Origin of the sequence: Sphingomonas adhaesiva, from assembly GCF_036946305.1 — a bacterium.
Taxonomy (GTDB): domain Bacteria; phylum Pseudomonadota; class Alphaproteobacteria; order Sphingomonadales; family Sphingomonadaceae; genus Sphingomonas; species Sphingomonas adhaesiva_B.
In genome coordinates, this window is record NZ_JAQIJJ010000012.1 from 21,502 (window position 1) to 34,589 (window position 13,088).

The 13,088-nt window shown below is 70.4% G+C and carries 10 protein-coding genes and 1 pseudogene; all 11 read right to left on the reverse strand.

Features of this window, described 5'->3' with window-relative positions:
* Positions 1-31: 31 nt before the first annotated feature.
* Positions 32-1,435 (reverse strand): UDP-N-acetylmuramate--L-alanine ligase, encoded by a 1,404-nt coding sequence (murC, locus tag PGN14_RS16530; RefSeq protein ID WP_335300681.1) that lies wholly within the window; start codon positions 1,433-1,435, stop codon positions 32-34.
* Entirely contained in the window at positions 1,432-2,577 is a 1,146-nt protein-coding gene (murG, locus tag PGN14_RS16535; protein WP_335300682.1) for an undecaprenyldiphospho-muramoylpentapeptide beta-N-acetylglucosaminyltransferase, read from the reverse strand. Before murG ends, murC begins: the two co-directional genes overlap by 4 nt.
* Positions 2,574-3,794 (reverse strand): FtsW/RodA/SpoVE family cell cycle protein, encoded by a 1,221-nt coding sequence (locus PGN14_RS16540; RefSeq protein WP_335300683.1) that lies wholly within the window; start codon positions 3,792-3,794, stop codon positions 2,574-2,576. Before PGN14_RS16540 ends, murG begins: the two co-directional genes overlap by 4 nt.
* On the reverse strand, positions 3,791-5,185 hold the full coding sequence (murD, locus tag PGN14_RS16545) for a UDP-N-acetylmuramoyl-L-alanine--D-glutamate ligase (protein ID WP_335300684.1): 1,395 nt from the start codon (positions 5,183-5,185) through the stop codon (positions 3,791-3,793). Before murD ends, PGN14_RS16540 begins: the two co-directional genes overlap by 4 nt.
* Positions 5,182-6,252 (reverse strand): phospho-N-acetylmuramoyl-pentapeptide-transferase, encoded by a 1,071-nt coding sequence (gene mraY, locus PGN14_RS16550; protein ID WP_335300685.1) that lies wholly within the window; start codon positions 6,250-6,252, stop codon positions 5,182-5,184. Before mraY ends, murD begins: the two co-directional genes overlap by 4 nt.
* A pseudogene (locus tag PGN14_RS16555) lies at positions 6,253-7,624 on the reverse strand (UDP-N-acetylmuramoyl-tripeptide--D-alanyl-D-alanine ligase).
* 151 nt (positions 7,625-7,775) lie between these two features.
* Positions 7,776-9,191: a UDP-N-acetylmuramoyl-L-alanyl-D-glutamate--2,6-diaminopimelate ligase gene (locus tag PGN14_RS16560; protein ID WP_335300686.1), complete on the reverse strand. Its 1,416-nt coding sequence runs from the start codon at positions 9,189-9,191 to the stop codon at positions 7,776-7,778.
* A 7-nt stretch (positions 9,192-9,198) separates the two neighbouring features.
* Entirely contained in the window at positions 9,199-10,914 is a 1,716-nt protein-coding gene (locus PGN14_RS16565) for a peptidoglycan D,D-transpeptidase FtsI family protein (protein WP_335300687.1), read from the reverse strand.
* A complete protein-coding gene (locus tag PGN14_RS16570; RefSeq protein WP_335300688.1) occupies positions 10,911-11,546 on the reverse strand; it encodes a hypothetical protein in 636 nt (211 codons plus the stop codon). The genes PGN14_RS16565 and PGN14_RS16570 overlap by 4 nt, the downstream gene beginning before the upstream one ends.
* A gap of 2 nt (positions 11,547-11,548) precedes the next feature.
* Positions 11,549-12,502, reverse strand: a complete 954-nt coding sequence (gene rsmH / locus PGN14_RS16575; RefSeq protein ID WP_335300689.1) for a 16S rRNA (cytosine(1402)-N(4))-methyltransferase RsmH — start codon at positions 12,500-12,502, stop codon at positions 11,549-11,551.
* Entirely contained in the window at positions 12,499-12,999 is a 501-nt protein-coding gene (locus PGN14_RS16580) for a division/cell wall cluster transcriptional repressor MraZ (protein ID WP_335300690.1), read from the reverse strand. Before PGN14_RS16580 ends, rsmH begins: the two co-directional genes overlap by 4 nt.
* Positions 13,000-13,088 lie beyond the last annotated feature (89 nt).

Below are 13,088 nucleotides of genomic sequence, written 5' to 3' on the forward strand. Positions count from 1 at the left end.
CCTGAAGGGGAGGGGAGATGAGAATGCCCCATCACCGCCGCGCCTCGATCGCCGCGGCCAGCCCGGCGGCCCATTTCGTGATATCGCCCGCTCCCAGACAGATCACCTGATCCCCGGCGCGCACCTCGCCTGCCAGCGCGTCGGCCAGCGCATCCGCGTCCGACACCACCTCGGCCTGGCGATGCCCACGATCGCGCAGCCCCGCCACCAGCGCCTCGGCATCCACGCCCGGCACCGGCGTCTCGCCAGCGGCATAGACTGGCGTCACATAGACGAGGTCGGCATCGTTGAACGCGCCGCGGAAGTCCTCCATCAGATTGCCCAGCCGCGAATAGCGATGCGGCTGCACCACCGCGATCACGCGCCCCTGCGCCGACTCCCGCGCCGCCGCCAGCACCGCGCGGATCTCGACCGGGTGATGCCCGTAATCGTCGATGATCGTGGCTCCCGCCACCTCGCCCACCTTGGTGAAACGCCGCTTGACGCCGCTGAACCGCTCGAACCCGCGCTGGATCGTCGCATCGTCGATCCCCAGCTCCAGCGCCACGCCGATCGCCGCCAGCGCGTTCTGCACGTTGTGCCGCCCCGGCATCGGCAAGTCGACGCCCTCGATCGAGCGCACCGACCCGTTACGATCGCGGATCAGCGCCTCGAACCGGTTGCCCCCCGGATAGGGCGTCACGTTCACCCCGCGCACGTCCGCCGACGCCGCGAAGCCATAGGTCACGATGCGCCGGTCGCGCACCCGCGGGATCAGCGCCTGCACCTCGGGATGATCGAGGCACAGCAGCGCCGCGCCATAGAAGGGCACGTTCTCGACGAACTCGACATAGGCATCCTTCGCCTTCTCGAAGCTGCCATAGTGATCGAGGTGCTCGGGATCGATGTTGGTGACGACCGCGATCGTGCCGTCCAGCCGCAGGAAGCTGCCGTCGCTCTCGTCCGCCTCCACCACCATCCAGTCGGACGCGCCCAGCCGCGCGTTGGAGCCATAGCTGTTGATGATCCCGCCGTTGATAACGGTCGGGTCGACCCCGCCCGCGTCCAGCAGCGCGGCGACCATCGAGGTCGTCGTCGTCTTGCCGTGCGTCCCCGCCACCGCGACGGTGGACTTCAGCCGCATCAGTTCGGCCAGCATCTCCGCGCGCCGCACCACCGGCACACGGTTACGCAGCGCCTCCTCCACCTCCGGGTTGCCGCGCTTCACCGCGGTGGAGGTGACCACCACCGCCACGCCCTGCACATTGGCGGCGTCATGCCCGATCGACACCGGGATGCCGCGCGTGCGCAGCCCCTCGACGACATAGCCCTCGGCCACGTCGCTGCCCTGCACCTTATAGCCCAGATTGTGCATCACCTCGGCGATGCCCGACATGCCGATCCCGCCGATGCCGACGAAATGGATCGTCCCGATGTCGGTGGCCACACCCTTCACGCAAACGCCTCCCGCGGCTTGATGACGCCAACATGGACCTCGGCCTTGGGCGCGTCGAGGCTCTCGACCAGATCGGCCAGATCGCTCGCCGCATTGGGCGCGCCGCACGACCGCGCGCGCCCCGCCGCATTCTGCAACGCCTCGGGATCGAGCCCCAGCTTCTGCATCTGCTTGGCGAGCTCGCCCGGCGTGAAGGCGCCCTGCGGAATGGTCCGCGCGCCGCCCGCCTTGGTGATCTCGCGCGCGTTCGCAGTCTGGTGGTCGTCGGTCGCGCCCGGCAGCGGGACGAGGATCGCCGGCCGCCCCGCCGCGGTCAGTTCCGCGATCGTCGACGCGCCCGCGCGCGCGATCACCAGATGCGCCCAGCCGAGTTGCTCGGGCAGGTCGGGCAGGTACGTCGCGAGGTCGGCGGCGATATCCAGCTTGGCATAGGTCGCCCGCGCCGCATCGATATCCTCGATCCGCGCCTGATGCGTCACCTGCAACCGGCGTCGGAACGCGACCGGCAGCATCGCAAGCCCCTCGGGCACCACCTTGCTCAGCACGCTGGCACCCTGGCTGCCGCCAGTGACCAGCACGCGGAAGATGCCGTCCTCCTCCAGCGCCGGGTACGGCTTCGCGCGCAACGCCAGCACGCTGTCGCGCACCGGGTTGCCGATCAGATGGACCTTGTTCTCGTAGCGCGGGTTCAGCCGCTCGGTCGCGGCATAGCTGGTGGCGATCGCATCCACCTTGCGCGCGACGAGGCGATTGACGCGCCCCAGCACCGCATTCTGCTCATGCACCGCGGTGCGGATGCCGGCCGCGAACGCCGCCGACAGCGCGGGGTATGCCGGATAGCCGCCGAAGCCGATCACCGCCGCGGGCTTGAACGTGCGATACAGTTCCGCCGCCATCTGGCGCCCCTGCATCATCAGCCGCGCCGCCTTGATCCAGCCGACCGGCCCGCCCGCGAACCGCCCGGCGGGGATGACATGCGTCTGCACGCCCTCGAACAGGCCGGGGAAGCGCACCCCGCGCGCATCGCTGACCAGCGCGACGCGATGCCCGCGCCGCGTCAGCTCCTCCGCCAGCGCGGCGGCGGGGACCATGTGCCCGCCGGTCCCCCCGGCGGCCAGGACGAAGTGGCGCGTTCGTGTCATTCGGCGTTGTTCCAGCGGCTGAGATACGGGCTGCGCAACAGGAACGGGTTGCGCCGGGTAAAGGCAAGGAGAAGCCCCATCCCGATCGACAGCGCGATCATCGACGACCCGCCATAGCTGATGAACGGCAGCGTCATCCCCTTCGACGGTGCGAGGCCGGTGTTGACCGCCATCGACACCAGCGCCTGCGCGCCGAACTGCACCGCGAGGCCGGAGGCGGCGAGCAATTTGAACGGATCCTGCTCGTCCAGCAGCTTCACGAACACGCGCACCACCAGCGCCAGAAAGACGAACCCGATCACCATGCACGCCAGCAGCCCGAATTCCTCCCCGATGACGGAGAAGATATAGTCGGTATGCGCCTCGGGCAGCCCGAACTTGACCGTCCCCGCGCCCGGCCCGGTGCCGAACCACCCGCCCGCGGTCAGCGTGCGGTGCGCGGCATCGGTCTGGAAATGGTCCGCCGCGCCCTCGCCCTCGACACCGGGGAACAGGAAGGCGTCGATCCGCTCGCGCGCGGTGCTGTAGAAGATATAGGCCGCCACCAATCCCGCCGGCACCAGCGCCAAGAAGCCCAGGATCACCCGCGTCGGCGTCCCCGCGATCGTCACCAGCGCCAGCCAGATCACGCAGAAGATCACCGTCTGCCCGAAATCGGGTTGCAGCATCAGCAGCACCGCGATCAATCCGGTCAGCCCCGCGGTGATCGCGGTCACCGGCAGCGACTCGTCGCGCGTCTTGAACGACAGCAGCCACGCGACCGTCACGACGAAGAACGGCTTGAGGAACTCCGACGGCTGGAACTGCGCGAAGCCGAACCCCACCCAGCGTCGCGCGCCATTGACCACCACGCCCAGGAACGGCGTCACCATCAGCAGCGCGATGCACACCGCCGCGCCGATCAGCGACATGCGCCGCGCCAGCGTCACCGGCAGCATCGACACGCCGAACAGCACCGGCAGCGACACCGCGACCCAGATCGTCTGGCGCCAGAAATAATGCAGCGGGGCGAATTTCACATGCTCGCCTGAATAGCGCACCGCCGTCGCGGGCGAGCCTGCCGCCACCGCCAGCAGCCCGATCGCAATCAGGAACAAGGCCAGCAGCAGCAGCACGCGGTCGATATCCCAGAACCACGTCCCCAGCGGTGACGGATCGCCACGCCCGCCGCGGCCCTTCAGCCGCCCGCGGTCGAGTGTCGTGCGCGTGTCGGTCATGCCAGCGCCTCCACCGCCGCGCGGAACGCGGCACCCCGATGCTCGTAATCGCGGAACTGGTCGAACGAGGCAGCGGCGGGCGACAGCAGCACCACCTCGCCCCTCCCGGCCTCCTGGCCCGCGATCTTCACCGCGCGCTCCAGCGTCTCGGCCTCCGCAACGGGCACATGCGCGCGCAGCACCTCGGCGAAGCGCGGCCCCGCCTCGCCGATCGTGTAGGCGCGCACCACGTTGCCGATATGCGGCAGGCAGGCGTCGAGATCGTCACCCTTGGCACGCCCGCCGACGATCCAGTGGATCCGCGGGAAGGCGGCGAGCGCGGGCGCGGCGCTTTCGGGATTGGTCGCCTTGCTGTCGTCGATCCACGCCACCCCGCCCAGCGTCGCCACCCGCTCCATCCGGTGCGGCAGGCCGGAGAAGGTCTCCAGCGCGCGGTCGATCGCGTCGGCGGGCAGCCCCAGCGCCTCCGCCACGTTGATCGCCGCCAGCGCGTTCTGCGCATTGTGCGGCCCTTGCAGCGACGGCCAGCGCGACTGGTCCATGCACACGCCCGGTGCGATCTTGATCACCGTCGCGCCGCGCGTGCGCGACAAGTCGCGCGCGATCGCCGCGGAGGGCGCGTCGCCGATACCAAGGATCGCGCAATGATCGGGCGACTGCATCGCGAACAGCCGCGCCTTGGACGCGGCATAATCCTCGAACCCCGCATAGCGGTCGAGATGGTCGGGCGTGATGTTCAGCAGCACCGCCACTTCGCAATCCAGCGACTGCGTCAGATCGATCTGATAGCTCGACAGCTCCAGCACATAGACCCCGCCCTCCGGCAGCGGCTCCTGCGCCAGAATGGGAAGGCCGATATTGCCCCCCATCCGCGCCGGAATGCCGGCGGTCTCCAGCATGTGATGGACCAGCGCGGTGGTGGTCGACTTGCCGTTGGTGCCGGTGATGCCGACGACGCGATGCGCGGGCAACCCGGCCCGCGCCTGCGCGAACAGTTCGATATCGCCGATGATCGGCACGCCGGCCGCGCGCGCCTTCGCGGCCAACGGATGCCGGTTGAGCGGCACGCCGGGCGACACGACCAGCGCATCGAACTGGCTGAGGTCCAGCGACTCCAGATCGACAACCTCTAGCCCTCTCCCCTCCGGGGAGAGGGTTGGGTGAGGGGAAGATATCTCATCGAGAGCAACCTCTCTGCGAGGCTCCGACCCCTCACCCAAACCCTCTCCCCGCTGGGGAGAGGGCTTAAGCGCGTCGCGCCGCTCGGAAGCGCTATCCCACGCCGTCACCCGCGCGTCCGCGGCCAGCAACGCACGCACCGTCGCCGCGCCGGAACGCGCCAGCCCCAGCACCGCGTACCGCTTCCCCGCCCAGGCGCGCGCGACGATCACCGCAATTTCAACGTCGAAAGACCGGCCAGCGCCAGCACCAGCGCGATGATCCAGAAGCGGATCACCACCGTCGGCTCGCTCCACCCCAGTTGCTCGAAATGGTGATGGATCGGCGCCATGCGGAAGATGCGCTTGCCGGTGCGCTTGTACCAGAACACCTGGATGATGACCGACAGCGCCTCGACCACGAACAGCCCGCCGATGATCCCCAGCACGATCTCGTGATGCGCGACCACCGCGATCGTCCCCAGCGCGCCGCCCAGCGCCAGCGATCCGGTATCCCCCATGAACACCGCCGCCGGGGGCGCATTATACCACAGGAACGCCAGTCCCGCGCCGATCACCGCCCCGCAGAAGATCGCCAGATCGCCCGCCCGCGCGACATGCGGGATGCCCAGGTAGTCGGCGAACTTCACGTTGCCCGCCAGATAGACGATGATCATGAACGCGACCGAGGCGATGATGACCGGCATCGTCGCCAGCCCGTCCAGCCCGTCGGTCAGGTTCACCGCATTGCCGAACGCCACGATCGTGAACGCCGCGAACAGCGGATAGGCGTAGCTGAGATCGATGAAATAGCGGTTGGTGAACGGCAGATAAAGCGCGGTGCCGTTCTCCTGCATGATGATCCACGCCGCCACCGCCGCGATCGCGAATTCCAGCAGCAGCCGCACCCGGCCCGAGACGCCCGCGGTGCTCGCCTTCCTCACTTTGTCGTAATCGTCGAGGAACCCGATCGCGCCGAAGCCGAGCGTGACGAACAGGCACGCCCAGACGAACGGGTTGCGCAGGTCCATCCAGATCAGGATCGAGCACGTCAGCGACGTCAGGATCATCAACCCGCCCATCGTCGGCGTGCCGCGCTTGGCCAGGTGCGTCTGCGGCCCGTCGGCGCGGATCGGCTGCCCCTTGCCCTGCCGCACGCGCAGCCAGCCGATGAACTTCGGCCCGATGATCAGGCCGATGAACAGCGCGGTCGCCACCGACGCCCCGGCGCGGAACGACAGGTAGCGGATCAGGTTCAGCGCGCCGGGAAACCCCAGCTGTTCGGCGATCCAGAATAACACTCAGCTCATCCCGCCAGAGAGGCCGGCCACCAGCCGCGCCAGCCCCACCCCGTTCGATCCCTTTACGAGAACCACGTCACCCGGGCGGATCAGGCCGCGTGCCCGATCCAGCGCCTGCGCGGCGTCGGGCACATGGACGAAATCGACGCGCCCCTCAAGCGCCCGCGCCAGCGGCGCCATCGCTTCACCGACGAGGACGGCCGTTTCGACGCGCGCCGCCGCGATCGGGTCCGCGAGTCCCGCGTGATAGCCCGCCGATCGCTCGCCCAGCTCGCGCATCTCGCCCAGTACCGCGACATGGCGGCCGGGCGCCTGCCCCAGCACCGCCAGCGTCGCGCGCATCGACGCGGGATTGGCGTTGTAGCTTTCGTCGATCACGGTCGCGCTGCCGCTCTCGACATCGATCGTCACCCGCGCGCCGCGCCCCGGCAACCCGCCCAGTTCCGCCAGCGCCAGCCCCGCCAGCGCCAGATCGCCGTCGACCGCCTGCACCGCCGCCAGCACCGCCAGCGCGTTCGACACCCAATGCGCGCCGGGCAGCGCCACCGTCATGCTCAATTCGCGCTCGCCCAGCCGGGCGGTGACGAAGGTGCCGCCCGAGGGCGCGCGCGCCTGCTCGATCGCATGGACGTCGGCACCCTTGTCGAGGCCGAAGGTCACGATCTTCGCGGCATAGGGCTGCGCCGCCGCGATCAACCGGTCGCGATGCGGGCTGTCATAGGGCACGATCGCGGTCCCGCCCGGCTCCAGCCCGCGGAAGATCTCGCCCTTGGCGTCCGCGATCGCGCTTTCGTCGGGGAAGAATTCGGTATGCGCGGGCGCGATCGCGGTCACGATCGCGACATGCGGGCGCACCAAAGTGGTCAGGTGCGCCAGCTCGCCGGGATGGTTCATCCCCATCTCCAGCACCGCGACATCGGTACTGGCGGGCATCCGCGCGAGGCTCAGCGGCACGCCGGTATGGTTGTTGTAGCTCTTGACCGAACGATGCGCGCGCACCGCGGGCGAGCGGTTGAGCGCGGCGTACAGCGCCTCCTTGGTCGAGGTCTTGCCGACCGATCCGGTGACCCCGATCACCTTCCCCGCAACCCGCGCGCGCGCCGCACGGGCGAGATCCTCCAGCGCCTTGAAGGTGTCGTCGACCCGCACGCCCGGGTGCGCGACCTCCTGCGACACGATCGCCCCCGCCGCGCCTTGCGCGAACGCCTGGTCGAGGAAGCGATGCCCGTCGGTGCTTTCGCCGGTCAGCGCGACGAACAGGTCCCCGCCGCCGACCTCGCGCGAATCGAACGCGACGCCATCGACGACGAAGTCGGCCGACGCGACGCCGCCGGTCGCGGCCCGCGATCTCGGCGGCGGTCCACAGGCTCACAGGCTCCTCCCCGCTCGCGGGGAGGGGGACCGCGCGCGCAGCGCGTGGTGGAGGGGGGCTTCCACGGGCGACGCGCTCGTGGCGTACCCCCTCCACCATGCCTGCGGCATGGTCCCCCTCCCCGTGCCGGGGAGGATCGCCGACCGCGCCATCACGCCGCCACCTCACGCGCCACGGTCACGTCGTCGAACGGCAGCACCAGGTCGCCCACGATCTGCCCCTGCTCATGCCCCTTGCCCGCGATCAGCACGATGTCGCCGCTGCGCGCTTCCGCCACCGCCGCCGCGATCGCCGCGCGCCGGTCGCCGATCTCGCGCGCCTCGGGTGCGCCCTCCAGCACGTCGCGCCGGATCGCCGCCGGATCCTCGGAGCGGGGATTGTCGTCGGTCACGATCACCATGTCGGCAAACGCCGCCGCGGCCTGCCCCATCGGCGCGCGCTTGCCGGTATCGCGGTCGCCGCCCGCGCCGAAGACGAGGATCAGCCTGCCCTCCACATGCGGGCGCAGCGCCGCGCACGCCGCCTCCAGCGCATCGGGCGTATGCGCATAATCGACATAGACCGGCGCGCCCGACGCCGCGATCGCGGCCCGCTCCAGCCGCCCGCGCACCGGCTGCAACCGCGCCAGCCCGGCGATCGTCGCCGCCACCTCGCCCCCGGTCGCGATCACCAGCCCGGCGGCGACCAGCGCGTTCGCCGCCTGATAGGCACCGATCAACGGCAGCGTGACGCGATGGTCCTCGCCGCCTGCGCGGATCGTCAGCCCCTGCCCCAGCAGCGTCGGATCGCGCGCGACCAGCCGCAGGTCGTCGCCATGCTCGCCCACGCTGACGATGCGGTTGCCGCGCTCGCGCGCCAGGTCGATCACGCGCTCCGACTGCGGATCGTCGCGCCACACCACCGCGACGCCGTCGGCGTCCAGCACCTGCGCGAACAGTCGCAGCTTGGCGGTGAAATAGGCGGCCATGTCGCCATGATAGTCGAGGTGATCGCGGCTCAGGTTGGTGAACGCCGCCGCGCGCACCGCCAGCCCCTCGGTCCGGAACTGGCTCAATCCATGGCTCGACGCCTCGAACGCCAGATGCGTCACGCCCTCGCGCGCCAGCCCGGCGACGTTGGACAGGAACGTCACCACGTCCGGCGTAGTCAGCCCGGTCGTCACCCGCTCGTCCGCGGTCGTCACGCCCAGCGTCCCGATCGAGGCGGCGTGATGCCCCGCCATCCGCCACAGCTGGCGCGTCATCTCGACCGTGGAGGTCTTGCCGTTGGTCCCCGTCACCGCCACCGCCACCGGCGGGAACGGCGCGAAATAGCGCGCCGCCAGCCGCGCCAGGCATTCGCGCGGATTGTGGTCGGCGATATGCACCGCGCCTTCGACCCGCGCCTCGGGCCGCGCCACGATCGCCACCGCGCCCGCCTCGATCGCGGCCGGGATGAAATCCTCGCCGTTCACCCGCGCGCCCTCGAACGCGCCGAAGATCGTGCCCGGCGCCACCTTGCGATGGTCGATCGCGAAGCCGGTCACCGCGGCATCGCCACCCCCGGGAAAGAGCTGCTCCAGCCTCATGCCGCCGTCACTGCCCGCCGCTCTTGGGCGCGCGGTCGGGGTCGTCCCACAGCGTCGGGACGATGTCGGACACGTCGATGTCGCGGTTGTCGTCGGGCATCACCCCCAGCGTGGCACCGACCCGCGCGATCGTCCGCCCGACGACGGGCGCGGCGTTCCAGGCGGCGGTCTTCCACCCATAGGTTTCCTTCGTGCCGAGCGGCGAGTCGAGCATGGCCAGTACGACATAGCGCGGCGCGTCCATCGGGAAAGCCGCCGCGAACGTCGCGACGTTGCGCGACCGGTCGTACCCGCCCGCCACCGCGGCTTCCGCGGTGCCGGTCTTGCCGCCGACGCGATAACCCGGCGCATCGCCCTTGCGCCCGGTGCCGCGCAGCACGATCAGCCGCAGCATCTGGCGCATCCGCGCGCTGGTCGCCTCGCTGATGACGCGCCGCCCCGCCGCCGCATGTCCCGGCTGCACCTTCAGCAGCGTGGCAGGGCGCCAGGTGCCGCCGTTGACCAGCGCGGCATAGGCGTTGGCCAGATGCAGCGGCGTCACCGCGATGCCATGGCCGTAGGCGGTGGTCATCGTCGTGGTGCGCGCCCAATAGGTCGGCCACAGCGGGCGCCCCTTCTCGCGCAGTTCGATGTCGGGGCGGGTGTCGAACCCCAGCTTGCGGAACATCGCCTGCATCCGCTGCGGCCCGACCTCGTCGGCGACGCGCGCGGTCGCGACGTTGGAGGAATAGATCAGCGTCTCCGCCATGTTCAGCCAGCGCTTGGGATCGCCGCGCTCGTCATGGATCGTGAAGCGCCCGACCTGCAACGGATGCGTCGCGTCGAAGCGCCGCTCCATCGAGGTGACCACGTTATTGTCGATCGCCGCCGCCATCGTGATCGGCTTGAACGTCGATCCCAGCTCGAACACGCTCTGCGTCGTGATGTTGCGCAGCTGCTCGCTGCCCGCCATGCCGACGCGATTGGGGTTGAACGTCGGCAGCGACACCATCGCGAGCACCTCGCCGGTGTGGACGTCCAGCACGATGCCGCCGCCGCCGCGCGCGGAGAAGGTCGTCATCGCGCGACCCAGCTCGCTCTCCATCGCCGCCTGCACGCGCGAATCGATCGACAGCGCGACCGGCTGCCCGGTCGTCGCGGCCCGCGACAGCCGGTCGTCCAGCGCACGCTCGATCCCGCTCATGCCGTGATTGCCGCTGATGAAGCCCAGCACATGCGCGGCCATCGTCGATTGCGGATACAGCCGCTGCGTCTCGCGCTCGAACACGATGCCCGGCTCGCCGATCGCATTGACCGCCTCGACCAGCGCGGGGGACGCGCGGCGGTTGAGATAGGTGAAGCTGACGGGCTTGGTGATCTGCGCATAGAACCACGCCTGATCGCCCTTGTCGGGCATCAGGTCGGCCAGCTTCTGCGCGATCTCGCCGGGATCGCCGATCAGCTTCTTGGGATGGACGCCGATCGTCCAGGCGTCGATCGTGCGCGCCAGTGGCGATCCGTTGCGATCGACGATGTCGCCGCGCGGCGCGGTCATCGCGGTCTGGCCGCCGCGATCGTCGCCCTCGGTGATGCCCAGCTGCGCCAGCCGCAGCTGCACCACGCCCACCCCGGCGGTGAACAGCAGCATCACGACCATCAGCCGCAGGTGCTGCGTCGCCAGCACCTGCTGGCGCTGCTCACCCGTGCGGGTGGTGCGCAAGGGTCGGGCGACGAGCGTCGTCACCGCAGGCGGTTCCGTTCCTGGCGGGCGCCGCTCAGCAGGTCACCGATCGTCGAATCGCTCAGCAGCGACTTGTCGAGCATCGCCACGGCCTTGATCGCGCGCGGCTGAGGGGCGGCGGCGGTCGCCACCGCCGGGGTCAGGCGAACGGGGACGGCCGCGGCAGGCTTGGCGGCAGCGACCTTGACCATGCCCGGGGTGGAGACGGCGGCGACCGCGACCGGCGCGGCGACGGAAGCAGCGGCGGCGGGGGCGATCGGCGCGGCGGCGGGGTTGTGCGCGGGAACGATCAGCTGCGCGGTCTGCACCGCAGCGGTCCCGGCGGCGGCCGGACCGATCTGGCGCGGCGACAGCGCGGCGAGCGTCGCCTCGTTCGACACGAACTGCCCCGCGGTCGGCACGCTCAGCGCCAGCGTATCGCCGTTCCACCGCTCCAGCTGCGCCAGATTGGCGCGGACGTCGAACTCGGTCTCCAGCGCGCGGATGTCGCGCTGCGCGCGCACGATGTCGCGATCGACCTGGTCCAGCCGCTTGCGCTCCGCCGCGACCTGCGACGAGACGAGGTAGAAACCGATCGCCACCAGGGCACAGCTGGCCAGCCAGCCCAGTCCCTTCATCCGATACATCGCCGCCATCGTTACGCCTCCAGATACCAGGGTGCCGCCGCCGTCCGCCGCGCGGTACGAAGTGTCGCGGAGCGCGCGCGCGGGTTCGCCGCCAGCTCCGCCTCGCCCGCGCGGATCCCGCGCGAGGTGATCTCGAACGTCGGCGCGCGCGTGGGTGCCGCGGCCGCGGGCAAATGCCGCGATCCCGCCGGTGCCGCGCCCGAACGGTCGCGCAGGAACCGCTTGACGATGCGATCCTCCAGCGAATGGAACGTCACCACCGCCAGCCGCCCGCCCGGCTTCAGCACGCGCTCCGCCGCCGCCAGCCCGCGCTCCAGCTCGTCCAGCTCGCCGTTGACGTGGATGCGCACCGCCTGGAACGCGCGCGTCGCGGGATCCTTCTTCTCGTGCGGGCGATGCCCCAGCGCCTTGCGCACCACGTTTGCGAATTGCGCCGTCGTGGTCAGCGGGCGCGCCGCCACCACCGCGCGCGCCACGCGGCGCGACTTGGGCTCGTCGCCGTAACGATAGAGGACGTCGGCGATCGCCTCCTCGTCCGCCTCGTTCAGGAAGTCGGCGGCGGACGGCCCGTCCTGGCTCATCCGCATGTCGAGCGGCCCGTCCGCCTGGAACGAGAAGCCGCGCGCCGCCTGGTCGAGCTGCATCGACGACACGCCGATGTCCATCGTCACGCCATCGACCGGCACCGCGTCCAGCGCCGCCAGTTCCTCCGCCATCGAGCCGAAGGTCGCGGGCACCAGCGTCAGCCGCTCCTCCGCCGCGTCCAGCGCGCGCGCGGCGCCAATCGCGTCGGGATCGCGATCGAACGCGATCACCCGCGCGCCCGATGCCAGCAGCGCGCGCGTATAGCCCGCCGCGCCCAGCGTCGCATCGACATGCCGCTCGCCGGGGGCCGGGGCGAGCGCGTCGACGACCTCGGTCAGCAGGACCGGGATGTGCGGAGCATCGTTCACGATCGAGGTCATAGGGCTATCCCCTTGTCCTCGCACGCGAACTCGACATATTCCTTCAGGAACGGATCGATGTCGGGCGTCTCCAGCAGGATCGCCGGCGACCAGATCGTGATCCAGTCGAACGAGCCCAGGAACACCGCCGCGCCGCCGATCTTGGCATAGCGGCGCTCGAACGTCGGCATGATGAACCGGCCCGACCCGTCGAACGGCAGCGGCTCCGCCCCGCCCGCGCGGTCGAGGATATTATAGTCGTGCGCGGCGCCCGCGGCGGTGTTGGCGGCGTTCATCGCCTCCAGCTTCGCCTTCCAGTGCGGCACGAAGCCGGGATCGTAGGCGATCAGGCAGCGGTGCTTGGGATGCGGCGCGATGATGACGGTGCCGCCATCCTTGCCGTCGTCGCGCGGCGCGTTCTTCGCGAGGGAAGCGCGAAGGGTGTTGGGAATCGCGACGCGGCCCTTGTCGTCGACAAGACCAAGCCCCTTTCCCTGATAGTCCACCCTGTCCGCCACGCCCACCTCGCACGCCCACTGTCGCAGGCAGGGCACAAGACCATCCGTTCGGCGCCCGGCCTTCGCCCGGTCGCCGTCGTTCGCATGTC

Coding starts and splice junctions, on each gene's coding strand:
- PGN14_RS16540 (WP_335300683.1), bottom strand. CDS start 3,794: ATGACCGACACGCGCACGACACTCGACCGCGGGCGGCTGAAGGGCCGC.
- murG (WP_335300682.1), bottom strand. CDS start 2,577: ATGACACGAACGCGCCACTTCGTCCTGGCCGCCGGGGGGACCGGCGGG.
- rsmH (WP_335300689.1), bottom strand. CDS start 12,502: ATGACCTCGATCGTGAACGATGCTCCGCACATCCCGGTCCTGCTGACC.
- PGN14_RS16560 (WP_335300686.1), bottom strand. CDS start 9,191: ATGAGGCTGGAGCAGCTCTTTCCCGGGGGTGGCGATGCCGCGGTGACC.
- PGN14_RS16570 (WP_335300688.1), bottom strand. CDS start 11,546: ATGGCGGCGATGTATCGGATGAAGGGACTGGGCTGGCTGGCCAGCTGT.